23 protein-coding genes and 1 pseudogene are annotated in these 24,029 nt (G+C 67.1%); 15 read left to right on the top strand and 9 right to left on the bottom strand.

Going from position 1 to position 24,029, the window contains the following annotated elements:
• Positions 1 to 84: 84 nt before the first annotated feature.
• The 12 genes from JTJ31_RS09765 to JTJ31_RS09710 all read left to right on the top strand — a co-directional run bounded on the left by JTJ31_RS09765 (position 85) and on the right by JTJ31_RS09710 (position 12,724).
• Positions 85 to 897 carry an SDR family NAD(P)-dependent oxidoreductase gene (locus tag JTJ31_RS09765; RefSeq protein WP_207538454.1) on the top strand — a complete coding sequence of 271 codons (813 nt, stop codon included), beginning with the start codon at positions 85 to 87 and terminating at the stop codon, positions 895 to 897.
• 20 nt (positions 898 to 917) lie between these two features.
• Positions 918 to 1,901 (top strand): Bug family tripartite tricarboxylate transporter substrate binding protein, encoded by a 984-nt coding sequence (locus tag JTJ31_RS09760; RefSeq protein ID WP_207538453.1) that lies wholly within the window; start codon positions 918 to 920, stop codon positions 1,899 to 1,901.
• A complete protein-coding gene (locus tag JTJ31_RS09755) occupies positions 1,898 to 2,776 on the top strand; it encodes an FAD binding domain-containing protein (RefSeq protein ID WP_207538452.1) in 879 nt (292 codons plus the stop codon). The genes JTJ31_RS09760 and JTJ31_RS09755 overlap by 4 nt, the downstream gene beginning before the upstream one ends.
• Positions 2,773 to 3,258, top strand: a complete 486-nt coding sequence (locus JTJ31_RS09750; protein ID WP_207538451.1) for a (2Fe-2S)-binding protein — start codon at positions 2,773 to 2,775, stop codon at positions 3,256 to 3,258. Before JTJ31_RS09755 ends, JTJ31_RS09750 begins: the two co-directional genes overlap by 4 nt.
• On the top strand, positions 3,255 to 5,561 hold the full coding sequence (locus tag JTJ31_RS09745) for a xanthine dehydrogenase family protein molybdopterin-binding subunit (RefSeq protein ID WP_207538450.1): 2,307 nt from the start codon (positions 3,255 to 3,257) through the stop codon (positions 5,559 to 5,561). The genes JTJ31_RS09750 and JTJ31_RS09745 overlap by 4 nt, the downstream gene beginning before the upstream one ends.
• On the top strand, positions 5,558 to 6,559 hold the full coding sequence (locus JTJ31_RS09740) for an amidohydrolase family protein (protein ID WP_207538449.1): 1,002 nt from the start codon (positions 5,558 to 5,560) through the stop codon (positions 6,557 to 6,559). The genes JTJ31_RS09745 and JTJ31_RS09740 overlap by 4 nt, the downstream gene beginning before the upstream one ends.
• Positions 6,560 to 6,563: 4 nt before the next feature.
• Positions 6,564 to 7,418: an alpha/beta fold hydrolase gene (locus JTJ31_RS09735; RefSeq protein WP_207538448.1), complete on the top strand. Its 855-nt coding sequence runs from the start codon at positions 6,564 to 6,566 to the stop codon at positions 7,416 to 7,418.
• Between the two features lie 272 nt (positions 7,419 to 7,690).
• On the top strand, positions 7,691 to 7,894 hold the full coding sequence (locus JTJ31_RS09730; protein WP_207538447.1) for a DUF4089 domain-containing protein: 204 nt from the start codon (positions 7,691 to 7,693) through the stop codon (positions 7,892 to 7,894).
• Positions 7,891 to 9,285, top strand: a complete 1,395-nt coding sequence (locus JTJ31_RS09725; protein WP_207538446.1) for an AtzE family amidohydrolase — start codon at positions 7,891 to 7,893, stop codon at positions 9,283 to 9,285. Before JTJ31_RS09730 ends, JTJ31_RS09725 begins: the two co-directional genes overlap by 4 nt.
• A 509-nt stretch (positions 9,286 to 9,794) precedes the next feature.
• Positions 9,795 to 10,538 carry a GntR family transcriptional regulator gene (locus tag JTJ31_RS09720; protein WP_207538445.1) on the top strand — a complete coding sequence of 248 codons (744 nt, stop codon included), beginning with the start codon at positions 9,795 to 9,797 and terminating at the stop codon, positions 10,536 to 10,538.
• Between the two features lie 54 nt (positions 10,539 to 10,592).
• Positions 10,593 to 11,546: a Bug family tripartite tricarboxylate transporter substrate binding protein gene (locus JTJ31_RS09715; protein WP_207538444.1), complete on the top strand. Its 954-nt coding sequence runs from the start codon at positions 10,593 to 10,595 to the stop codon at positions 11,544 to 11,546.
• 14 nt (positions 11,547 to 11,560) lie between these two features.
• Positions 11,561 to 12,724, top strand: coding sequence for a mandelate racemase/muconate lactonizing enzyme family protein (locus JTJ31_RS09710; protein ID WP_207538443.1), 1,164 nt, complete (start codon positions 11,561 to 11,563; stop codon positions 12,722 to 12,724).
• A gap of 275 nt (positions 12,725 to 12,999) precedes the next feature.
• On the opposite strand, the gene JTJ31_RS24605 is transcribed toward JTJ31_RS09710, so the two are convergent.
• Together JTJ31_RS24605 and JTJ31_RS25350 are read right to left on the bottom strand one after the other, a co-directional pair.
• The gene (locus JTJ31_RS24605) at positions 13,000 to 13,470 is read right to left on the bottom strand and encodes an aminoglycoside phosphotransferase family protein (RefSeq protein WP_457852408.1); all 471 of its coding nucleotides are present in this window, start codon (positions 13,468 to 13,470) and stop codon (positions 13,000 to 13,002) included.
• Positions 13,421 to 13,660: pseudogene (locus tag JTJ31_RS25350) on the bottom strand (aminoglycoside phosphotransferase family protein); the annotation flags it as partial. The pseudogene JTJ31_RS25350 and the gene JTJ31_RS24605, both read right to left, overlap by 50 nt.
• Before the next feature lie 461 nt (positions 13,661 to 14,121).
• On the opposite strand from JTJ31_RS25350, the gene tam reads away from it, so the two are divergent.
• The 3 genes from tam (at position 14,122) to JTJ31_RS09685 (ending at position 16,994) form a co-directional block, all read left to right on the top strand.
• The gene (gene tam / locus JTJ31_RS09695; protein WP_207538442.1) at positions 14,122 to 14,895 is read left to right on the top strand and encodes a trans-aconitate 2-methyltransferase; all 774 of its coding nucleotides are present in this window, start codon (positions 14,122 to 14,124) and stop codon (positions 14,893 to 14,895) included.
• Positions 14,896 to 15,650: 755 nt separating this feature from the next.
• A complete protein-coding gene (locus JTJ31_RS09690; protein WP_207538441.1) occupies positions 15,651 to 16,337 on the top strand; it encodes a hypothetical protein in 687 nt (228 codons plus the stop codon).
• Between the two features lie 375 nt (positions 16,338 to 16,712).
• The gene (locus JTJ31_RS09685) at positions 16,713 to 16,994 is read left to right on the top strand and encodes a hypothetical protein (protein ID WP_207538440.1); all 282 of its coding nucleotides are present in this window, start codon (positions 16,713 to 16,715) and stop codon (positions 16,992 to 16,994) included.
• A gap of 117 nt (positions 16,995 to 17,111) precedes the next feature.
• Here the strand turns inward: JTJ31_RS09685 and JTJ31_RS09680 are convergent, their stop codons facing one another.
• The 7 genes from JTJ31_RS09680 to JTJ31_RS09650 form a co-directional block, all read right to left on the bottom strand.
• Positions 17,112 to 18,092 carry a TAXI family TRAP transporter solute-binding subunit gene (locus tag JTJ31_RS09680; protein WP_207538439.1) on the bottom strand — a complete coding sequence of 327 codons (981 nt, stop codon included), beginning with the start codon at positions 18,090 to 18,092 and terminating at the stop codon, positions 17,112 to 17,114.
• Complete coding sequence (locus JTJ31_RS09675) at positions 18,089 to 18,496, bottom strand: acyl-CoA thioesterase (RefSeq protein ID WP_328805714.1); 408 nt, start codon at positions 18,494 to 18,496, stop codon at positions 18,089 to 18,091. The genes JTJ31_RS09680 and JTJ31_RS09675 overlap by 4 nt, the downstream gene beginning before the upstream one ends.
• Before the next feature lie 105 nt (positions 18,497 to 18,601).
• Positions 18,602 to 20,356 (bottom strand): PHA/PHB synthase family protein, encoded by a 1,755-nt coding sequence (locus JTJ31_RS09670; protein WP_207538437.1) that lies wholly within the window; start codon positions 20,354 to 20,356, stop codon positions 18,602 to 18,604.
• A gap of 264 nt (positions 20,357 to 20,620) precedes the next feature.
• Positions 20,621 to 20,794 carry a hypothetical protein gene (locus tag JTJ31_RS09665; protein ID WP_457852407.1) on the bottom strand — a complete coding sequence of 58 codons (174 nt, stop codon included), beginning with the start codon at positions 20,792 to 20,794 and terminating at the stop codon, positions 20,621 to 20,623.
• Positions 20,795 to 20,812: 18 nt separating this feature from the next.
• Positions 20,813 to 22,237: an NAD(P)/FAD-dependent oxidoreductase gene (locus tag JTJ31_RS09660; RefSeq protein WP_207538436.1), complete on the bottom strand. Its 1,425-nt coding sequence runs from the start codon at positions 22,235 to 22,237 to the stop codon at positions 20,813 to 20,815.
• Positions 22,238 to 22,309: 72 nt separating this feature from the next.
• A complete protein-coding gene (locus JTJ31_RS09655) occupies positions 22,310 to 23,725 on the bottom strand; it encodes a dicarboxylate/amino acid:cation symporter (protein ID WP_207538435.1) in 1,416 nt (471 codons plus the stop codon).
• Between the two features lie 55 nt (positions 23,726 to 23,780).
• On the bottom strand, positions 23,781 to 23,939 hold the full coding sequence (locus JTJ31_RS09650; protein WP_207538434.1) for a hypothetical protein: 159 nt from the start codon (positions 23,937 to 23,939) through the stop codon (positions 23,781 to 23,783).
• Between the last annotated feature and the right edge of the window lie 90 nt (positions 23,940 to 24,029).

Here is a 24,029-nt window from a genome sequence, read left to right as displayed (position 1 = left end):
GCCGGTTGCAGAAGTTCTGCACCGTGTTTAACGTCACTCAAATCGCGCCGCACTGAGCGCAACGTCGAAAGGGAAAAACGATTCATGGATCTGGAGCTCAGCGGCAAGAAGGCGCTCGTCACCGGCGGCAGCGAGGGCATCGGCAAGGCGATCACCCGCGCCCTGGCGCGAGAGGGCTGCGATGTCGTGATCTGCGCACGCCGTCCGGATGTGCTGGAAGCGGCCGCCAAGGAGCTGGCGGCGGAGACTGGCCGTAAGATCGTTCCCGTTGCGGCGGATCTGACCAAGGATGCGGACGCGGCGAACTTCATCCGCAAGGGTCATGAGACCCTGGGGCGCATCGACATCCTGGTGAACAATGCGGGCTCGGCCCCTGGCGGCGTGATCGAGACCTTGAGCGAGGAGGATTGGGAGAAGGGGCTTCAGCTCAAGTTCATGGGCTACGTCCGCTGCCTCCGTCACGCGCTGCCGATCATGGTGAAGCAGGGCGGCGGGCGCGTCGTGAACCTCATCGGCAATGACGGCGTGAAGCCCTCCTACTGGGAGGTCGTTCCCGGCGCGGCCAATGCTGCCGGTCAGAACCTGACCAAGGCGCTCGCAGGCCAGTACGGCAAGCACAATATCAGCTTCGTCGCGGTGAACCCGGGCCCCGTTCGCACGGAGCGCTGGGCCGGGCTGGTCGCGGCCATGTCGCGTGACATGGGCCTTCCTTACGAGGAGGCCGACAAGCTCGCGCCGGCCTCGATCCCGCTGGGCCGCATCGCGGAAAGCGAGGAGTGCGGCAAGCTTGTTGCCATGCTCGCCTCGCCGCTGATGCACATGGTCAACGGCACGATGATCGAGATCGATGGGGGGCAAGAGAAGGCCCTGATGGACCGCCTGCGCGATCGCCCATGATGACCGGGAGATAGAAGCCGATGAGACGCTTCGGGACCACGCGCCGCACCCTCATGGGGGCGGCGACCTCTTGCCTCGTTGCTCCGGCCTTCGCGCAGGATGGCTTCCCGAGCCGGCCGATCCGCTTCGTGGTGCCATTCGGCCCGGGCTCCACCGCCGATGCCCTGGCCCGCATCGTCGCGGCGCAGGCCGGCGAGCGCCTCGGCCAGCCCCTGGTGATCGACAACCGGCCAGGGGCGGGCGGCATCATCGGGGCCGACCTCGTCGCCAAGGCGCCGCCCGATGGGCACACGATCTGCCTGGGCACCGTCGCTTCCCATGCCGTCTCGGCCGCCATGGCGACGGACCCGCTACCCTACAACCTGCTGAATGATTTCGAGCCGCTCACCAACTTGGTGAATGCGCCGAACATCATCCTGGTCAACAGCCGTATTCCCGCGACGACGCTGCCCGAATATCTCGCCTGGGCCCGGCAGCGCGGCCGCTCGACCTTCGTCTCCGGCGGGAATGGTACGACGTCCCACCTGGTGGGCGAGATGCTTCGCATTCGGCACAATGTTCCGCTGCAGCACGTGCCCTACCGTGCATTCGGACCAGCCCTGGCGGATGTGCTCAACGGCACGATCGACATGCTTTCCTATCAGATCCCGGCGACGCTGCCGCATGTGGCGAACGGTGCGCTGCGTCCGCTCGCGGCCTCCACGCAGGAGCGCGTGGCGCTGCTTCCCAACTTGCCGACCGTGGGCGAGCAACTGGGCGACCAAGACTTCGACTTCTCCGCTTGGTTCGGCACTTTCTGCCCGGCACGGACGCCGCGCCCGATCCTCGAGCGTTTGAACGCGGCGATGCAGGCGGCGGTCAGTTCCGAAGCGCTGCGCGCGGCCCTGCCCGCGCAAGGGCTGGAAGCGTTGGGTTGGGGGCCGGATCGCTTCGGCGAGTTCTTCCGCGCCGAGGTGGCGCGCTGGGCCGAGATCGTGCGGATCACCGGCGTGAGGATGACATGAAGGCGCCCCCCTTCGCCTATGCCGCGCCAGCCAGCATCGAAGGCGCGCTAGCGCTGCTCGCGGCGCATGAGGATGCAAAGGTGCTGGCGGGCGGACAAAGCCTGATGCCGGCACTGAATCTGCGTCTTGCAGCACCCAGCGTGCTGGTGGACATCAACGCCATTCCCGAGCTGTCCGAGGTGTCGATCACGCCCGCAGGCCTCAGGCTGGGGGCGCTGGTGCGGCATAGTCGCATCGGCACGAATTCTGCGATCGCCGGTGCGGTGCCCTTGCTCGGCCTTGCCTACCCGCACATCGCACATGGCCCGGTCCGCACGCGCGGCACCATCGGCGGCAGCCTGGCTCATGCTGATCCCTCTGCCGAGTGGCCCGCCGTCTGCCTCGCTTCGGATGCTGTCATGGAGGTTCGCGGACCTGGTGGTGGGCGCGACGTGCCGGCCGAGGAGTTTTCCCTCGGCATCTTCACCACGGCGATCGAACCCGGGGAGCTGTTGGTCGCTATCCGGTTTCCTGCTTGGCCAGCTTCGCGCCGTGCCGGCTTCGCGGAAGTGGCGCGGCGCGACGGCGACTTCGCCATGGTCGGGGCCGCCGTGACGGTGGATCTCGGCGCCGACGGTACTTGCACCGATGCGCGGATCGTCCTTTTCGGCGCGTCTAGCCGCCCCGTCCGCCGGCGGGAGGCGGAGGCGCGGCTCCGAGGTCAGGTGCCGGGCGCAGCGCTGCTGCGCGAGGCCGCATCCCTGGCGGCGCAGGGGATCGATCCCCCCTCGGACCTGCACGCCTCCGCCGAGTACCGCCGCCGCGTCGCGCCCGTAATGGTCCGCCGGGCCCTCGCGGATGCCCTTTCCCTGCCGGAAGCCCGTCTCGCCTCATGACGCCCACCGAAAGCCTGTCCATCACCCTCAGTGTCAATGGCGCGACGGTTGCCCGCGAGGTTCCCGCGCGCCTCTCGCTTGCGGACTTCCTTCGCGAGGAGCTGCGACTCACCGGCACGCATCTCGGCTGTGAGCACGGAGTGTGCGGCGCCTGCACTGTCCTCCTGGATGGCGAGCCGGTCCGCGCCTGCCTCATGCTCGCGGTGCAGGCCCGTGGGCACAGCGTGACCACCGTCGAGGGGCTGACCCCTGCGGGTGGCGGGCTGACGCCCTTGCAGGCCGCGTTTCAGCGCCACCACGCCGTGCAGTGCGGCTTCTGCACGCCTGGGATGCTGATGACGGCCACCGCGCTGCTCGCTGGCAACCCCAGCCCCTCTGCCGAGCAGGTCCGCGATGCCCTTTCGGGCAATATCTGCCGTTGCACTGGGTATGTTCAGATCGTCGAGGCGGTCATGGACGCGGCGGCGGGAGCCGAGGCATGAACGCGCCCTTTGTCGGCCAGCCGGTCCCCCGTGCGGAGGATGTTCGCTTCCTCACTGGTCGCGCGCGCTACGTTGACGACATCCGGCCCGAGGGCGCGCTGCACGCCGTCATCGCGCGAAGCCCTTACGGCCACGCGCGCTTGCTTGGGGTCAACAAGGCATCGATCGAGGGGTTGCCGGGCATCGTCGGCGTGATCGCCGCGGACGACATCGCACATCTCCCCGCGGAGATCCCGATCCGCTTGGCGCCGCTCGAGGGATTCCAGCGTTTTCTCCAGCGGCCGCTCGCGTCGGATCGTGTCCGCTTCGTGGGTGAGGCGGTGGCGTTGATCGTCGCCACCAGCCGCCACGCGGCCGAGGACGCGCTGGAGCAGCTGGAGGTGGAGTACGAGCCCCTGCCGGCGGTCGTCACCTACGACGCGGCACGAGAAGGCGCGGAGCTCCTTTTTCCCGAGGCTGGCACCAACGTGGCAACCCGCTACAGCGCGTCCATGGGCGACGCCGATGCTGCGTTTGCGCGCGCCGACCTCGTCATCGAGCGCCACATGACGGCGCACCGCCATACCGCCCTCCCGCTCGAGACGCGCGGTCTGATTGCCCATGAGGAGGCGGATGGAATTCTGCGCTGCTGGGGGGCCACCAAGGTCACGCAGTGGAACCGCAGGGCGCTCGCCGTCATGCTGGGACGGCCTGAACACTCCATGGACCTCATCGAAGTGGATGTCGGCGGCGGGTTCGGCGCCAAGGGCGAATTCTATCCCGAGGACTTCCTGATTCCCTTTGCCGCGCTGCGTTTCGGCGCGCCGGTGAAATGGATCGAGGACCGGCGGGAGCATCTCCTGACCACCAATCATTCGCGCGAGATGGAGGCAACCGTCGCCATTGCCTTCGCGCGCGACGGCACCATGCTGGGCATGCGTGCCAAGGTTTCCGCCGACATGGGCGCCTATGTGCGCACCAATGGCGGCGTGGTTCCGGCCAAGGCGGCACAGTTCCTCCCTGGCCCTTACCGCATGAAGGATGTGGCGCTCGATGTCGAGGCGCTTCTGACCAACAAGACGCCGGTCGGCACGCTGCGGGGCCCCGGCCGCTACGAGGCGCATTTCTTCCGCGAGCGGCTCATCGACCTTGCCGCCGAAGAACTCGGCCTCGACCCCGCGGAGATCCGCCGGCGCAACCTGCTGCGTCCGGAGGACATGCCCTGGTCCATCGGCCACCTCGTGCCCTACGAGCCGCCGAGCGCCGTTGACAGCAGCGACGTTCCCGCCGCCTTCGACGCCGTGACGGACGCGATCGGCTACGAAGAACTGCGATGGGAGGTCCGCAAACCCCAGCCCGATGGAAGGCTGCACGGCATCGGCCTCGCTTGCTTCGTGGAGAGCAGCGGTGCCGGCCCGTCCGAGACGGCGCGGGTGGAACTGCGCGAAGATGGTGGGCTGCGGGTCATCTCGGGCGTCTCCACCCAGGGGCAGGGGCATCAGACCGTGCTCTCGCAGATCGCTGCCGATGCCTTCGATGGCGGCGTGCCGCCCTCCGAGATCGAGCTTTTGAACGGCACGGCCTCGCTGATCGAGGGCGGCTTCGGAACCTATCACAGCCGGGCCGTGGTGGTCGGCGGCAGCGCGATCCACCTCGCCGCGCGGAGCCTGCGAGCAAAGCTGCTGCGCGTGGCCGCCGCCCGGCTTCAGCTCCGCGCAGAGGACCTCGTGCTTGCCGAAGGCCACCTTCGACGCGAGGGGAGCGTGCAGAAGCTGGCCGCCCTCGCGGAAGTCCGTGGCTGGATGCGCGAAGCCGGTGAGACTCCCGACGCCACCGAGACCTTCAAGCCGGACGGGCGCACATATACCTGTGGCGCCCACGCTGCGCATGTCGCCGTGGACACCGAGACAGGTCAGGTCGAGGTGCTGCGCTACATCGCGAGCGAGGATGTGGGGCGTGCCATCAACCCCCTCATGGTTCATGGCCAGGCGATCGGCGCGGCGGTACAGGGCATCGGCGCCGTCTTCCTGGACGAGCTCGTCTACGACGAGAATGGCCAGCTGCTGACCGGCAGCCTGGCGGACTACCTCGTCGCCACTTCCTCCTGTTTTCCGAACATCGAGTCCATCACGCTCGAGAATTCGCCCTCCACGCTGAACCCGCTCGGCGCCAAAGGGGCAGGGGAGGGGGGCGTGGTCGCCTGCGCCGCCGCCATCGCCAATGCCATTGCCGATGCTCTCCGTCCGCTCGGCGTCGAGATCAACCACCTGCCGCTGGGGCCGGACCGGCTGCTGCGACTCATTCCAGAGAAACCCGCCCCATGACCGCCATTGACGCGCATGCCCACTACATCCCGGCCGCCGTCCTGGAGGCCGTGCGGCACGAGGGCGAGGCTCTGGGCGTGTCCATCTCCCCCGGAGAGGGCCCGCCTGCCCTGACCTACATGGACGGCACGCGGCTCCGCCCGTTCTTTCCGCGCCTGATCGAGACGGAGGAAGCGCGCATCGCCGCCATGGAAGGGATGGGCCTGTCCATGCAGGTACTCTCCGTCTGGACCGACATGTTCGGCTTTGGCCTTCCCGCCGAGAAGGCGACACGCTGGCACCGCGTGATGAATGACGCGCTGTCCGATTTGTGCTGCCGGCGGCCTGGACATTTCGCTTGGCTCGCCTCCGGCGCCTTGCAGGATCCGGCGGAGGCAGCAGCTGAGCTGCGTCGCGCCGTCCGGGAAGGCGGAGCAAAGGGCGCCGCGGCGCCTGCCAATTTCGGTGGCGTCAACCTGGGCGAGATGGAGCTCGATCCCTACTGGGCGGCGGTGCAGGAACTCGGCGTGCCGTTGCTGATCCACCCTGTGGACCTCGCGCCTGGGCCGAGGGTCCGGCGTTGGGGGCTGACGCAGGTGGCCGGCTACACCTTCGACACGACCCTGGCGGTCGGTAGCCTGATCCACGCCGGGGTGCTCGATCGGTTTCCCGAGATGAAGCTGTTCCTGCCGCACGGCGGCGGCGCGCTGCTCTGGCTGAGTGGCCGCTTCGATGTGATGTATGAGCGCCTGCCGGCCGCGGCGGGTGGAAGCGGTGCTAAGCACCCTCCCTCGTACTACCTCCAGCGCTGCCATTACGACACCATTTTGCACGGCGGCGACCTCGTGCGGAGTTTGGTGGGCATGGTTGGCGCTGACCGCGTGCTGCTCGGCACCGACGACGCATTTCCGCCCATGGACCGTAATCCGCTGGCGACGCTCGCAGCTGCGGCGTTGCCTGAAGCGGAGGCTACCCTCATCCGCGAGGGAAATGCGCGCACCCTCTTCCAATTGGATTGAGCACATGCCCTTCGTCACCAGCCATGACGGCACCCGCTTGGCCTATGAGGAAGCTGGATCGGGGACGCCGATCGTCTTCGTGCACGAATTTGCCGGCGACCTCCGCTCCTGGGAGCCGCAGATGCGGCACTTTTCGCGCTCGCACCGCTGCGTCGCCTTCTCTTCGCGCGGCTATCCGCCTTCCGATGTGCCGGAGGCGGCAGACCGCTATGGGCAGGACATTGCGCGGCTCGATGTGGTCGCGGTCATGGATGCGCTCGGGATCGAGCGCGCCCATGTCGTCGGCCACTCCATGGGCGCCTATACCGCGCTGCATGTCGGGCTGCGCCATTCGGAGCGGTGCCTTTCCGTCGCTGCCTTGGGCTGCGGCTGGGGCTCGAACCCCGCCGAGCGCGACGCCGCAGCCGAGGCCTGCCGCGACATCGCCGCTCTGTTCCACGAGAAGCCCATCCAGGAGGCGGCAGAGGCCTACGCGCATTTCCCGATGCGCCTCACCTTCAAGGCAAAGGATCCACGCGGCTTCGCGGAGTTCGTCAGTATGCTGGCCGAGCACTCCGGCCACGGCTCGGCGATGACGATGCTGAACCTGCAAATGACCCGGCCGACCCTGTGGGACCTGCAGGACGAACTGCGCAGCTTCGTCCCGCCCCTGCTTGTGATTGTCGGGGACGAGGACGCGCCGTGCCTCGAAGGGTCATTCTTCCTCAAGCGAGCCGTGCCGACGGCGGGTCTGACCGTGATCGCGCGCGCCGGTCATACCATCACCACGGAGGAGCCAGCGGCCGTGAATGCTGCGCTTGCCGAACTCTTCGCGGCTTCGGAGAGCGGGAGCTGGATGGTGTTCAAAGGCCAGCGCTGACGAGCCGGCTCAGTCCGTGCCGCGTGGCTCCCGCTTCCGTGCTCACGCTCCGGGCTCCTGGGTACCTGCCTTGCAGCGTGTCGCTGTGGATGCGCGAAGCCTTGCATGCGTTCCCCGCCGCTTCGGCGGGGGTTGCAGCAACTTTTCGGTCTGCCGCCTCTCGACCAATGCAGGCGTAGATGAGGTAGGGCTGAACCGCGTCGATCGTCTACGGGGCAGGACCGACGTCTCGTCTGCGCCATTTCCGCTGAGCAATGAGGGACCCGCCGCGCATGGAACATGAGTTTGATGCCGAGGCCTACGCGAAGGCTGCGGCGGCCGCTGCTGGACTGCCGCTGGACCCGCGACACCTTCCGGGTGTTGCCCTCAATCTGAGACTCGCGGCCCGGATGGCGGAGATCGTCGAAGCCATGCCGATCACCCCCGCGGACGAGGCGGCGCCGGTCTACGTCGTCGCGCGCGAGGTGCCGAAGTGATCTCCGCCGCAACGAGCGCCCAGTCGGTCCGCGCTGGCGAGGTCACGGCCACCGAGCTTGTTGAGCGCGCGCTGGCCGATATCGCCGCGCGGGACGGAAGCTATAACGCCTTCACAGAGGTGACAGCGTCCCGTGCACGCGCCGAGGCTGCCAGTGTCGATGCCGCCATCGCCGCAGGTCGTGACCCAGGGCCTCTCGCAGGCGTGCCCTATGCGGTGAAGAACCTCTTCGACCTTGAGGGAATCACCACCCTCGCTGGCTCGGTGATTGAGAAGGATCGCGCGCCGGCGGCGCGCGACGCCTTCCTTGTGCGGCAGCTCCAGGCGGCGGGTGCGGTATGCCTCGGCGCGCTTAACATGGATGAGTACGCTTACGGCTTCACGACGGAGAACAGCCACTACGGGCCGTCGCGAAATCCACATGATACGGCGCGGATGACAGGCGGCTCCTCGGGCGGCTCGGCGGCGGCGGTCGCGGCTGGACTGGTGCCGCTCTCGCTTGGGTCCGACACGAATGGGTCGATCCGCGTGCCCGCTTCGCTCTGTGGAATCTTCGGGCTGAAGCCGACGTATGGCCGGCTCTCGCGCGCTGGGTCCTATCTGTTCGCCGGCAGCTTCGACCATCTCGGCCCTTTTGCGCGCGATGTTCGTGACCTCGCCCTGGTCTACGACGTGTTGCAGGGCGTGGACGCGGAGGACCATGCACAGCAGTGGCGACCCATCGAGCCTGCGTCTCCGATACTGGAGGCAGGGGTTGCGGGGCTACGCATCGCCGTGGCGGGTGGGCACTTCGCTTGTAATGGCCACAAGGAGGCCTTTGGCGCGGTGGAAGTGGTGGCCCGCGCGCTCAACGTGACAGCCAAGATCGAGATCCCGCACGCCGCAACAGGTCGCGCTGCGGCATTTCTGATCACCATGGCCGAGGGCGGCAACCTGCACATGCCCGACTTGCGTATGCGGCCCGACGACTTCGACCCGATGACGCGAGACCGCTTCCTCGCCGGCGCGCTGCTACCGGCCCACTGGCTGATGCAGGCGCAACGGGTGCGCGCCGCCTACCGCGCCGCTGCACTGAAGGTGTTCGACGAGGTGGATGTGGTGATCACTCCAGCCGCCCCCTATGTCGCCCCGCTCATTGGGCAGCAGATGGTCGAGGTGGATGGGGAAGAGATCCCGGTGCGCCCAAACCTTGGCATCTTTACGCAGCCGATCTCCTGCATCGGACTGCCTGCGCTGGCCGTACCTCTGGCCGATCCAAGCGCGGCTGGCGCGCCCGGTGGCTTGCCGATTGGCGTGCAGCTCATTGGCGCGCCCTGGAACGAGCAGGCCCTGTTCCGCGTGGCTGCCGTGCTGGAGCGCGCGGGTGTCGTCGGTTCTCCCGCGGACCGCTGACGAGACGGCACTGGGAACGACGCAGACCACCGGGCCAGAGCTGTGCGACTGGCTAAAAAGGGGAGTCGGTCGAGGTGCCGGTGCGTGCGTCGCGTGCTTGGCGACGATGGCGCGGGATCATGGCAGCAACGGCGTCCTCACGGGTCACGCCAAGCTGGCGTCTTGCAGGCGCAGATCATCTCCATCGGCGGTCTGCGCCAATCATCGCGGCCGGCAGCCCATATCCTTCTGAATGCTAACGAGCCGGGAAGCGTCCGTCGGAGTGGCATCAGCTAACGAAGCCGGCGCTGACCATCTGGGCGCAAACGGCGCTGCGCAGTGGAAGTTGAGCGCCCTCACGTCGGTCAGTTTCCCCGCACTTTCCAAGGCACCGACAGTTCCGACCCGGACTCAGCCTGATCGGCCTTCGCAGGTTCGTCCCAAATCCGCCTAATCCATTGCCCCTCAGGCTTCAGGTTTTCGCGCGCAAGACTTGCAACCGCCCCGCCCCTATCGATATGATCAAATCCATGATCGACAGTTCGCGCTGCGGCACGGTAGCGCTCCCAATGGATGAGCAGGAGGCGCAATTCGTGCCAGACCTGCAGCGGGACCTGCCCCTGGCGAGCACCATCACTCAGCGCGTGCAGGAGAAGCTGCGGGAGGAGATCCTCGCCGGGCGCATGCCGCCGGGCTCAAGGATCAAGATTGCCGATCTCGCGGCGCGCTACGGTCTCAGCCACATGCCGGTACGCGAGGCGCTGCAGGCCCTGCAGGGGGAGGGGCTAGTCACCCTCTCGCCGAACCGTGGCGCCAGCGTCCGCGCTGTGGATGCCACGCTGATCCGCAATCTCTTCGGCATCCGGGAAGCGCTGGAAGGCCATCTTGCCGCGGAAGCGGCGGCTTCCATCACGCCCGCCACAATCGCCACCCTGCGCAAAATTCACGAGGACTACGACGCCGCTACCAGGGAGGGCGAGGTGCCAGCCATGGTCCGGCTGAACAAGGCGCTGCACCGCGTCGTGCATTGCGCCGCCGGCAATGAGGAAGCCGTCCGCCTTCTGGATCAGCACGCCGCCCTGATCGGCGCACTGCGCATCGGCCTCGGCTATGCGCCGGGCCGTCCGGACGCCATTCGAGGGGAGCACTTGGCGCTGATCGAGGCGCTCGCGCGCGGTGACGGCGAAACGGCCAGGACAGTCCAGGCCGCTCATGTGCGGGCTGCACGCGACGACATGCTTGCCCTGCTCGCCCGCCAGCAGCAAGCAGCCTGAAGACCCGTCAGCCGGCAGCCAAGCCGGCGGCGCAGTGTGGAGGAGGAACTGCCAATGAAGCGTCGTCACATGCTGGCCGCCGGCCTCGCTTGCCCGCTGGTCCGTATCGCGTCCGCCCAGGACCTGCCGGCCGAGATCCGCCTCCTCGTCGGCTTTGCCGCAGGTGGCGCCACCGACATGCTGGCCCGCCGCCTGCAACCGCTATTCGACCGGCGCGGTCACCGGCTGATCGTGGAGAACATCCCCGGCGGCGGCTCCGCCATCGCGTTGGCCCGCGTGGCGCAGGCGCGGCCGGACGGGCGCACGCTGGGCTTCGCCTCCGGCGGTCTGATCTCCCTGATCGCCAGCAACGAGGTCCCGCTGCGCTTTTCTCAGTTCGTCAACCTCGTGCGTATTTCGCAGGACCCGGCGATCCTCGTGGTGGGCCACAACAGCCCGATCCGTACGCTGGAAGATCTGGTGGAGGCGATGCGGGCGGGTCGCGGGACCTTCTCGGCTGGCGCCGCGGGACCGGAGGGCACGCTCGGCCATCTCTCTCTCAATGCCTTCGCGGAGGCGGTCGGTGCCGAGTATATCTATGTCGCCTATCCCGGCGCGTCCCGCGTGGCGACGGAGCTTCTGGGCAATCACCTCGGGCTCGGCCTGGTGAAGCCGGCCGATGTTTTCGGCCAGGTGCGGAACGGCGAACTGCGCACTCTGGCGGTGCTGGGCGAGGCGCGGCTGGCGCAACTGCCGGACGTACCGACCGCGGCGGAGAAGGGCATCAACGTCTTCCCTAATGGCCGCATGCTACAGATGACCTACGCCGTCGGCCCCGCCGGCATGCCGGAACCGATCCGTGCCGGCCTGGTCACGCTGTTCCGCGATGCGGTGCTCTCGCCGGAGTTCCAGGCCCATGCCGCGGCCGATGCCTTCCTGGCCGATGGCATTCACGGCCCGGAATTGGAGACCGCTGTGTCAGAGATGTTCGAGGGCTTCCGCGCCGCCTATGCGCGGATGCGGCGCTGAGGGGGAGAATTGCGATGAAGGTCAGGTCGGTCACAGTGTATCGCGCGCAACTCGCCGCGATGAAGGAAGCGGCGGCGCATGCCATCTTGATGGTGCGGGTGGAGACGGATGTGGGCATCGCCGGGGTGGGGGAGATCGGCCTGGCTTATGGCGCTGGTGGCCGCGGCGCAGCGGAGATCGTTCTGGAACTGGCTCGCGGCTACGTCATCGGCAAGGATCCTTTCCGCACCGAGGCGATCCACGATGCGATGCGCCGTAAGACCTTCTGGGGCCACGTCCCTGGGCCGATCTTTGGTGCGGCGATCAGCGCCATCGACCAAGCGCTCTGGGACATCAAGGGCAAGGCGCTGAACCAGCCTGTACACGTGCTGCTCGGTGGTGCCTGCCGGGACGCGCTGCGGATGTACTGCAATGGCTGGTACCGCAGCCTGGGTGAGCCAGAGGCCTATGCGGAAGCCGCGCGTGGCGTCGTGGCGCGCGGTTTCGACGCCATGAAGTTCGACCCCATGAAGCTCGACCGTGGCGGGAAGGGCGCCTATCCGAACCGCCGTATCGAGCGCAGCCACGAGCGCCTGGCGATCTCCCGTGTCGAGGCGGTGCGGGAGGCAGTTGGGCCGGACGTGGACATCCTGGTGGAGATGCACGGCAACATGTGGCCGATGGATTCCATCCATTTCGGCAAGCAGGTCGCGCGCTTCGATCCCTTCTTCCTGGAGGAGGTCGCGGATGCCGAGGATGCCGAGGCCGCGCGTCAGGTCGCGGAAGGCACCGGCCTGCCGATCGCAGCCGGCGAGCGGCTCTGCACGCCGGTGGAATTCCGCCGCTTCTTCGAGTTGCGCGCCATCAACGTCGCGCAGCCCGACATGGGCATCGCCGGCGGCTTCACCGGCGTCCGCGCCATCGCCGCGCTGGCGCATGCGCATAGCATTTACATCCAGCCGCACAATTGCGGCGGGCCGGTCTCCACCGCGGCCTGCATTCATCTCTCCTTTTCCATCCCCAACTTCTTGATCCAGGAAGTCTTCCCGGTCTGGCCAGAGGATGACCGGCTGGACCTGGTGGACGATCCGTATGAGCGCCGTATCGAGCGCGGCCAGATGGCGCTGCCCACCCGCCCCGGCTTGGGGATCGAGCCGAACATGGACTACCTCGCGCGCTGTGAGAGCATTCAGGCTTGATCCGCGGCTCCGGAGAGCGTGGCGCCGCGTCGCGGCGCTCAGCTTCCGCGAGGTGGCGGAGGAAACTGCTCGCCGTGCCGGTATTTACCGCGGCAAGTTTCAGCGCTGTCCGTCACTGTCTGCTTTGTGTGCCTGCCTTTGAACTCACACGGAGCGCACAAGGCACCGTTCAAGGCCCGGTCCGTTGAACGGTGGCACGGCTTCGCGGGTCACGATGAACAACAAGCCGCATGCCCGTACCTCCTTCAGGAGGGACGTATCCCCGGGCTCGATCGTCACCGGTCCAACTCCGCTGCTGCCAGTTCCGCCACCAGCAGGTCAGTTCGGGCTGAATCGCCGTCAGTGAGGAACCACGCCGCCGACAGCCCGGTCCAGGCCAGCACCCAGAGCAGGAGGCGCCACCGCTCCAGCCCCTCAGCCTCGGCCATGATCCCCACGCGCCGCACTAAGCGGTCGGGCTGATGGCCACCGGTCGGGCCGGGTCGGGTCGGCCAAGCCCGGGTTGGTGAGGATGTTGGTGAAGTCGAAGCCACGCTCGCCCACAAGGCACTTGGGGTCGATCGCCAGCCGGCTGCGTGGCCGAAGTCCAGCACGTTGCCGTGGCGCAGATCGCCGTGTAGCACGCCGACCTCGTGCGGCTCGGCCAGGAGGGCGCGCGCAGCCTCGGCGCAAGCGAACGAGGATGCCGCCGTGGGTCCGTGCCGCCGGCTCCAGCTCGTGGAACCAGAGCGGGAGGGGGACCAGATCCGGCCGCGGTCTCGTCCGAGGCGCGTGCAGCCGAGCGGCCACGCCGCGCAGGACGCGGAAGGCCTCGTCATCCTGTCCCGAGCGCGACATCTCGGCCAGGGAGCACGGCCCCGTGGCGCGTTCCAACAGGAGGGCTCCGCCGTCCTGGGCCAACACACGCGCCGCTCCATCGCCTTCCCACCATTCCATCAGCGCGCTGCCGGATCATTCATCCTCCATGACGGAAAGCTTGAGCATGGCCGGCTCGCTGCTCCAGATGACCGGCAGCAGCCGAGCGGCAGGGGTTGTGATCAGATCGCTGTCGGGAACGAGGCCTCGGCGGAAAAGTACGGCTCGAACATGAGGGTCCGGTTAGCATGTGCATGAGATCGAAGCGGACCAATGGAGGTGGCCTAAGAATTTGCTTTGCGATGCAGGCTTGAGACCCTGGTTGCCTCCACGCCGGCAGCCCGCCCAGCGTGTTCGCACCCTGGATGGGCGAAGGGCAGCGGAAGCCAGCCACCCTGATCAGGGAGGCACGCATCACCGCAGACTGACGCTCCTCTCGGCACCGGGTGGAGCACCTTGCGCCGGTCTAGTACCTATGCCGCATCGGCCGCACATTCCACCGGAGACCGTGAGGTGCGCCGCGCGAAGGACGGAGAAGTGACATGAGTTGGTCAGCGGCTCAGTACACCCAGTTCGAGGATGAGCGCACCCGACCGGTGCGGGACCTTCTGGCGCAGCTTCCCGAGCGGCGAGTGGCAGCGGTGATGGATCTTGGCTGCGGCCCCGGGAACTCCACCGAGCTGCTGCTGGCGCGCTACCCCGGCGCTGCAGTATCCGGCCTCGACAGCTCGGCCGACATGCTGGCCGCCGCGCGGAAGCGCCTGCCGGAAGTCGAGTTCGTCCTCGGCGATATCGCGGTGTGGCGCGGCCCGGAGCTGTACGACGTGATCCTGGCCAATGCCTCGCTGCATTGGGTACCGGATCACGCCACGCTCATGCCGGCCCTGATGCAGCGCTTGGCGCCGAATGGCGTGCTCGCGGTGCAGATGCCCGACAACTACGACGAACCTGCGCATCACCTGATTCGGAAGGTCGCGGCCGAGGGGAAGTGGGCCGCAAAACTGGCCGCAGTCGGAGCCTCCCGTGAACCACGTCGTCAGCCAAGCTGGTACTTCAACATGCTGCGCCAGTTGGGAGCGCGGGCCGACGTCTGGGTGACTATCTATCATCATCCCTTGGCCGGAGGCGCGTCAGCCATTGTGGAGTGGTTCAAGGGCAGCGGATTGCGGCCCTTCCTCGACCGACTGGACGACGAGGAGCGTGTGGAGTTTCTAGATCGCTATGTAGCGGAAGTGGCGCAGGCCTATCCTGCACTTGCAGACGGCACTGTTCTGCTGCCCTTTCCCCGGCTGTTCTTCGTCGCGACCCACGGATGACACGTTCGGTTCGACGAGAATGAGGCCAGGGAACCATCCGGGTTACGCAGTATCGTTGCTGACGTCACGGCGCTCCTGAGCCAAGGCTGCCAGTGCTCATGGTGGGGGGCAGTGTCGCCTGAAGTGACGGAGGGCATCCCGGACCTGATGGCGGCCGTAACACCCAACCGTGCAGTGCCTTCGTGAACGAGGTGCACCAACCTTTCACGTGCATGACCTGATCGAACAGTGTGAGTGCGTTCCGCGCTGTATGGCAGGGTTTGCCGCGCAAAACGACAATCGGCTTCGCGAGGCGTCTGAATTGGAGCAAATGCATTGGTCCTACAGTAGAAGCGCAAGCAGTTCGGCTTCAGGTGCTGAGTGAGACGCTGGCTCTTTGGTACCACAGGCCAATTTTTCTTCCTGCCTTAAAACTACGCCTGTGGCTATGTATTCCGGAATGACTGCCCGTAACGGGGACAGGGGTTGCCGACGCAGGCTTCGATTTCAAAGCTACAGAAGAAAATCCGCCGATTTAGGGCCGGAGACTTGTCTGCTGGAACTAAAATTTTTGTCGGGTTCCTTTACAGATTGGCGGCGTCACGCGGAAGCAGCCTGAAAAAGAAGATGCCCTAACATACACTTAGCTGCGTGGCATGGGAATTGCTTGGTGGTCTGAGACTGCCTAGCGCTCGTTGCGACACTTTCAGGGATAAGGTCTCTCTCCTGGAAAGGTTGGAAGCGCCAACAGACTGCCGGTCTGAGGAGGACCCAATATGAGGAAGCTGGCACTTCTGGCGATGACCGCCTCCTTTCTTGGCCTGAGTGCCATCGCCCAGGCGGCGCCGACGACGATCATCACCTTCGCGCAGGATGCGACGAACAACACCATCTTCGTCACCGCCAACGGCGGCATGTCCACCACCGTGACCGGGATGAATGTCGCGGTGACGGTGTCGGGCTACGCGGACAGCACGCCAGTGCCCTTCGACGCCTTCCTGAACCTGACTGCGACCAGCACGGGCGCCGCGTCGCTTGTCATGGGAACCGATATCTTCCAGCCCTTCGCTGGCACCTTCACTATCACCTCGGGCCCGGGGGGCACCGGCATCAACTACCTGTCGGGCAGCTTCGCCGACATCGCACTGGCCGGCTCGCGTCTGGCAGGACCAGCGGGGGGCTTCCAGACCAGCCTGGTCGCGAGCCAGCCGCCGGGCTCCGTGAGCTTCACCTCCGACCAGATCCCGGCTTCTCAGTTGGGTGACCCGTCCTCCGTCGGCTTCACCTTCACGGCCCTCTCTGAGGCACTTGGCATCTGCGGCTCGACGATCTGCAGCTTCACCGCGAGCGTGAGCGGCAATGCGAGCGCGTCCGAGGTAGCCGTGCCGGCGCCTGAGGGCCTCGTCTTCCTGGGCATTGGCCTGCTCGGCCTCGCGGCTATTCGCCGCAAGGTCGTGGCCTGAGCACGATCCGCATTCTCTAGCGATGTGAAACAAGGGCGCCCCTGGCTCCCACGAGCCAGAGCCGCTTTTGCATGTGGCTTGCAGCTGCCTACCAACCCATCTTGCTCTGATTGAGCAGGCAGGCGCCGACGGCGACTGATCGCGTGGTGCAGGAAGTGAGGGGTGGCTACACGAAGATCCTCAGGCGCAGCGCATGACGCACCTGATAGGCCTAGGCTTGCCCATGATCCGCTAGCTGGCCAGTGCCTGGGGCCTGACCCGTGCACAGATCCTGATGCACGCCGCCGCGCATACCTCGGGCCGGGTGAAGGAGGCTCGCTGGTCCAGCTGACGGCTTGCCCGCGGGCCGCGCCGGGGGCCGGCCCGAGCCAGGACTTGCCGGACTTCGCGCCGACCCTGCGGCAGGCCGCAGCACTTGTCCGGGTCGACACCGCCTTGGGCGATGCGGCCGACGAGGCCGAACACTACCGCCGACTCTGCCGCGAGGATCTTGGCGTGCGGGAAGCGGTCATCCGCCTCAACCGCCGAAACGCTGGCCGCCGATGGTCGAAAACGCCCTACCGTCGCGCCATGCGCCGTCGTTTTCCGAAAGCCACTTACAATCAGCGATGGCATGCTGAGAGCGGCTTTAGCCAGCACAAGCGACGCCTCGGCTGAGCACTCACCCAACGTGGCGACGCATCGCAGGCTCGTGAACTCGTCCTGCGCGTCCTCACTCACAACCTCATGCTTCTTGCCGAGACTACTGAGATTTCTACAGAGCAAAGCGGGCTTTCAGTCCCCGCGGAGGATGCCGCGCACAGCTCTGTTCTCGTAGTACCGCGCTGCCCCCGGGTGCCACGGCAGCAGGGTGTTGTGCACGAAGTTGGCCGGCACGGTCGCCACGGCCGCCGGATGCGCCTCCACCATCTCGGCATGAAAGTCGAAGACCAGCCTGACGATCTGATAAACAAGATCCGCCGGCAGGTCCCGCTGCGCCACTGCGAGGTTGTAGATTCCAACAGTCTCGTAACTCGAGTTGAGAGATGGATAGGTACCTGGCGGGATCACGGATGCGGCCAGTTCCGGCACCGCTATGCGCAGTGTCGCTACCATGTCCCGTGTGAGCGGGAGGTACCGGATGGCGCGCTGCGCCTCGAGTTCGGCGATCGCGGGAAACGGCGCCCCAGCCGCCACGGCCAGCCCGTCGACTTCCCGCGAGCGCAGGGCGGTGGCGAGGTCGGCCCATGTGCCGTGAACGAAGCGGGCCTGCACGCCGAGCCTGGGCAGCAAGCGCGGAACGTATGTGGCGGCGGTGCCGCCCTCCGGGCCGACGCCGACCCGCTTGCCCTCCAGCGCGGAGATCTGCGCCACGCCGGAGTCCTGGCGCACCACGAAGTGGAAGGGCGTGTCGTACATCGCGAACATCGCCCTGATCGCCCGCAACTGCCTGCCGCCGGTCCATTCGCCCGAGCCGGTCCAACCTTCGAGGGCGGCGCCCTTCGTCACGAACCCAATCTGCGCGATGCCGTTCTCGATCAGCCTGATGTTCTCGCTCGGGCCATCCGTCTCCCGTATCGAGACCGCGACGCCGAGTTCGCGCGTCAGGATGCGGGCAAGGCCGATCCCGTAGGCGTGGTATGTGCCGCCGGGTGAGGCCGTGGCGATGAGGAGCGCGCGGGGCCAATGCGGCTCCGCGGAGCGGGCGGGCGATGCACCGCAGGCCAGCCCCGCGGCAACGATCGGCGCCGCAATCCAGAACCGCCGTGGTTTCATCTCGCGTCTCCTTCTTCTGTGCCTGTCGAGGCGCTTGGAACGGGAGCTTCACAGGATCTGGCGCTGGCGTCCTGGCGCGGGATGGGGCGCGACCTGCCTTCTCCATCCAGAGCAACATACGTGAAGTCGGCCGAGGTCACCTGGATGCGGTCGCCGAAGCGCTGGCGTAGCACCCAGGCCTCGACGCGGAAGGTCATCGAGGTGCTGCCCGTGCGCGTGAGGTCGGTGTAGCAGCAGACGACATCGCCCACCTTCACCGGGCGCAGGAACGTCATGTCGGTCACGGCGACGGTGGCCACGCGGCCCTGCGCGCGAGCACCGGCCGCGATGCCGCCGGCAACGTCCATCAGGGACATCAGCCATCCGCCAAAAATGTCCCCAGCGGGGTTGGTATCCGCGGGCATGGCCAGGGTCCGCACCGCCAGCTCACCCCTGGGCTCCGCTAGCATGCCGGCCGCCGCATCTATATCGGTCGCCATCGTGTCTGCCTCCTTCCGCTTGGGCACAGCTCACCGCTCCAGCACGTAGCTGCCTGGGGCGTCCTGCAGCGGCGGGTGGGCAGCGCTGCCGAGCGGGGGAGGGCGGACCCGCGCGCCGGACCGTGCCGACAGCCAAGTCGCCCAATCCGTCCACCAGCTTCCATCGTGCTTCGTCGCGCCCTTTAGCCAGGCCACAGGCGTGAGGGGCGGCGGCGCGGCGTCGTTGGTCCAATAGCTTCCCTTGCCGCCGGGGGGGTTGATGATGCCGGCGATGTGGCCGGACGAGGCGAGCACGTAGCGCACCTTGCCACCGACCAGACGGGTGATCCGCCAAGCAGCGTCCCAGGGCACGATATGGTCCTTCTCCGCCCCGACGGCGTAGGTATCGAGCGCGATCCGGCCAAGGTCGAGCCTCTCGCCCTCGAGCGCGACCTTGCCCGGCTCGATCAGGTTGTTCTCGACATAGGTATTGCGCAGATACCAGGCATGCGCGGCGCGGCACATGCGGGTGCCGTCGCTGTTCCAGTAGAGCAGATCGAAGGCGGGTGGCTTCTCTCCCATCAGGTAGTTATTGACCACGTTCGACCAGATGAGGTCGTTTGATCGCAGCAGGTTGAACATGTTGGACATCTCGCGGCTGTCGAGATAGCCGCGTTCCATCATCTGCTGCTCGACCAGATCGACCGCAGGCTCGTCCATGAAAACCGCGGTGTCCCCGACACGCGAGAAGTCCTGCAGCGACACCATGAACGTCGCTGCATTGAAGCGCGCGTCGCCCCTGGCGGCGAGCCAGGCCAACGTCATCGCCAACAGGGTGCCGCCGATGCAGTAGCCCATCACGTTCAGCGTCGGGCTGCCTGCGATTTCGCGGATCGCGTCGCTCGCGGCGAGCGGGCCGAGGTCCATGTAATCCTCGATCCCGATGTCCTCCATCGCGGCGTCGGGATTCTTCCAGGAGATGAGGAAGACGGTGAAGCCCTGGCCGACGAGGTATCTCACCATGCTGCTCTTCGGCTGCATGTCGAGGATGTAGAACTTGTTGATCCAGGGCGGCACGATGAGGATCGGCGTCGCGTGCACCTCCGGCGTGACCGGTGCGTACTGGATCAGTTCGATGAGATTGTTGCGGAGCACGATCTTCCCCGGGCTGAGCGCAAGGTTGCGCCCCGGCGCGAACGCGCTGAGGTCTGTCATGGAAAGGCGGCCGGCCTTCAGGTCCTCCTGCAGATTGCGCAGCCCGGCGGACAGGCTGGCGCCACCGGTCTCCATGGCCCGGCGCAGCGCCGCGGGGTTGGAGGCCAGCAGCAGCGTCGGGCTCATCGCGTCGACGAACTGCCGCAGATGGAAGTCGAGCCGAAGCCGCTCCTTCTCATCGAGGTCCTCGGCCCGGTTCTGCCTGAGCAGCCAGTCCGAGGCGAGCAGGTAGGTCTCCTTGAGCACACGGTAGACGGGGTTGTTGTCCCATTCTGGTGCGACAAAGCGCTTGTCGGAGCTCGCGCCGGGCCGCGTGGCCGAAGTGCCTTCCCACCAGCGCCGGCCGGCCTCGTTCCAGATCTCGAAGGCGGAGCGCAGGAGCGAGGCGTTCAGCTCCGCTGTGGCCGCCGCCAGAGATGCAGGCCGGGCGAGGCGCCGCAGCCAGACGCTGCGCAGCGCTCGCGCGACTTCCGCCCAGTCGACCGGCACGATATCGCGGAACGGATTGGCGTTCCACATCTGGTCCAGCGTGCGCAGCACAGGATCCTGCCGCATCAACTCGTTCAGCTGTCGCATCCCGCCGGCGAGCATCTCTCCCGCCAGTTCGGCTGGCGTCATCTGCCACCAGGGCTCACGTGCCCCCTTCAAACCGCCCTCCATCAAGGACGCCCAGATGCCGAGCATGAGGTCGGGCCCGATGGCGATTCCGGAGTTGGACGCACCCGGCGGGGCGGAGGCGTCGCTCCCGCCACGGTCCGCGCCGCCCGGCTGCGAAGATTCATCCGGGTGACCGCCGCTGTCCCTGCTTCCGCTCGCCATAGCGCCTCTCCTCCGAAGGCTTGTTCGCTGCAGTCGTCAGTCACTTGTCACATGCGCTTGACGCACATCGCCACACCCATGCCGCCGCCAATGCACAGCGTCGCCAGTCCGCGCTTCGCGCCGCTGCATCGCGAAGGGCAGCATGTTCAGCACCCGTGCGCCGGATGCCTTGGTCAGGATCACAGCGGTGGGGAGGAAGGACTGGGGCATGGCCAGCACTCTCCTCATTTAGTGGAGCTTGACGCGCGGCTCGGTGCGGCGCGTGAGCGTGCGGGCGAGGGTGCTGAGCGCGGTCTTAGCCGTGCCGTGCAGCGCGCGCTCATGCATTTTGTAGAGCGAGCGATACATCAGCCGGGCGAACCAGCCCTCGATCATCATGCTCTTGCCGGAGAGGAAGCCCATCAGGTTTCCGACCGTCGAGTACTCCCCGAAGGAGACCAGCGAGCCGAAATCCTGGTAGGCGAAGGGGCGCAACGGTTCGCCAAGCAGCCGCCGGCGGACCTGCCGGACCATGTGGCTCGCCTGCTGGTGCGCGGCCTGGGCGCGCGGCGGCACGGGCCCGGCCTCTGGCCTCTCCGGGTCGCGCGGGCACCAGGCACAGTCGCCGAGGGCGAAGACATCCGGATCACGGGTGGTCTGGAGCGTCGGCAGCACCACCAGCTGGTTGCTCCGGCTCACCTCCAGACCATCAAGGTCCTTGAGCACCTCCGGTCCTTTCACTCCGGCGGCCCAGACCACCAGCTCCGCGGGCACGAAGCGCCCGTCGGCGAGCTGCACGCCATCCGGCCCCACCTCGTTCACGCGGCCGCCGGTGCAGATCTCAACGCCGAGCTTCTGAAGCAGGCGCGTCGCCGCCTCCGAGATGCGGGGCGGCAGGCCCGGCAGGACCCGGTCGGCGGCCTCGATCAGGGTGATCCGGATATCCTTCTCCGGGTCAATTCGGTCGAGCCCATACGCGATCACCGCGCGGGCAGTGCGGTGAAGCTCGGCGGCAAGCTCGGTGCCGGTAGCGCCGGCACCGATGATCGCGACGTGCAACTGGCCCGGCCGCACCGGCCCAGGCTGGGTGTGCGCGCGCAGGCAGGCATTCACGAGGCGCCGGTGAAAGCGCATCGCCTGCTCCGAGGTCTCCAGCGCGATGGCGTGCTCCCTCACGCCCGGCGTGCCGAAGTCATTGGTGACGCTGCCGACGGCGATCACCAGCGTGTCGTAGGGAAAGGAGCGACGCGGAGTGATCTCGCGCCCTTCCTCGTCGAAAGTCGGGGCGAGCAGCACCTCCTTTCGCACGCGGTCCAGGCCGGTCATCTCCCCGAAGCGGAAGCGGAAATGGTGCCAGTGCGCCTGGGCGAGGTAGTCGAGTTCGTGCTCGTCTGGGTCCATGCTTCCGGCCGCCACTTCGTGCAACAGCGGCTTCCAGAGATGGCTGCGCGCACGCTCGACCAGGGCGATCGAAGCCTGGCCCCGTCGGCCGAGGCTGTCGCCGAGCTTGGTCGCCAGTTCCAGCCCGGCGGCGCCGCCGCCCACGACGACGACCTTGTGCAGCGGTGTTGCGGTCAGGTTCCTGCGGGCGGGCTTCGACGCCGGATGCTCCGCCGCGAGCCCGGCGGCGGCCTCGTCCTTCGGCTGCGGTTCCTCGGTGGCCTGCTGCACCATCCTTCGCCTCCCTTCGCCGTCGCCGGGCTCGGCGGCGTTCCTTGCCGGGTGCCCGAAGCGGACCCCGGCGCGCTACTCTGCCGGGCGCGGCCTCAGAACGCCGGGGCGCCCGGGCTGCGTTGTCGCGCCTATCTCCTCGGCGATGTCGCCGCCCACGAGCACGTCCTCGGGATTGTCGGCCTCGAGGTCCGTCTCGCCGTCGAGCTGCTGCCGCAGCCGGTTTCGGTCGAGGGCGCCTTCCCACCTCGCCACGACCACTGTCGCGACGCCGTTGCCGATTAGGTTGGTCAGCGCCCGTGCCTCCGACATGAAGCGGTCCACGCCGAGGATCACGGCGATGCCTGCGACCGGCACCGTCCCGAGCGAGGACAGCGTAGCGGCCAGCACGATGAAGCCAGAGCCGGTCACGCCCGCGGCTCCCTTCGAGGTCAGCAGCAGGATTCCGATCAGCGCGAGTTCCTGCCCGAGAGACAGCGGCGTGTTGGTCGCCTGGGCCAGGAAGACGGCGGCCATGGTCAGGTAGATGCAAGTGCCGTCCAGGTTGAAGGAGTAGCCCGTCGGAATCACCAGCCCGACCACAGACTTCTCGCACCCCAGATTCTCCATTTTGGCGAGCATGCGAGGCAGCACTGTCTCGGAGGAGCTGGTGCCGAGCACGATGAGCAGCTCTTCCTTGATGTACCGGATGAACTTGAAGATGCTGAACCCTGTCAGCCAGGCGGTGATGCCGAGCACGCCAGCGACGAAGAGCAGGCAGGTCGTGTAGAAAGCCGCCATCAGCGAGGCGAGGGACACCAGCGTGCCCAGTCCGTAGCGCCCGATCGTGAAGGCCATGGCGCCGAAGGCGCCCAGCCAGGCGAACTTCATCACGAAGCCGACGATCTTGAAGAAGGCATGCGCGGTGAGGTCGATCATGTGCAGGAGCGGCTTGCCGTATTCGCCGAGCGCCTGCAGGGCGAAGGCGAACAGCACGGCAATCAGCAGGACCTGGAGGATCTCGCCCTCGGCGAAGGCGCCCACCACCGTGGCCGGGATGATATGCATGAGGAAGTCCACGGTGGATTGCTGCCCGGCGCGCGCCGTGTAGGCGGCGATGCCCCGCGTGTCGAGCGAGGCTGGATCCACGTTCATGCCCGCGCCGGGTTGCCAGATGTTGACGACCAAGAGGCCGATAATGAGGGCGATGGTGGTCATCACCTCGAAGTAGATCAGCGCCTTGATGCCGACACGCCCGACCTTCTTCATGTCCTCCATACTGGCGATGCCGTGCACCACGGTGCAGAAGATGATCGGCGCGATCAGCATCTTGATCAGCTTGATGAAGGCGTCCCCGAACGGCTTCATCGAAGCTCCGATCTCGGGCCAAAAGTGTCCAAGCAGGATGCCGACGGCGATGGCTGCCAGCACCTGGGCATAGAGGTGCTGGTACCACTTGTGGCGTGGAACGGCCGCTAGTCCCGCCGGGCCGGTGCTTGCTGGAGCAGCCATGCTGGGTCTCCTCTGATGCGGCTGTTGCGGTTCCTTCGACCGCGCCGCGACCTGGTCAATTCGCCGCCTGGGTGCCGAGGACCATATCGATCGCCGTCGTCTCGGCGGCGGCCCCCGGCCCGTCGGCATCGACGCTGTACAGCGCCGTCATGTTGACGATGCGCCGGACGTTGCTGGTGGGCGTGAGGACGTGGGCGGGGCGCGCGGCCCCCAAGCAGGATCCGCCCGACCCTGACTCCCTCGCCGGGGACCAGCACCGACTCGGGGCGGCGGAAGTCGCCTGCGGGGTCCTCGGTCAAAGGAC

Source organism: Sabulicella rubraurantiaca (assembly GCF_017355885.1).
Classification (GTDB): Bacteria; Pseudomonadota; Alphaproteobacteria; order Acetobacterales; family Acetobacteraceae; genus Roseococcus; species Roseococcus rubraurantiacus.
This window is presented reverse-complemented; position numbering and strand designations above follow the sequence as displayed.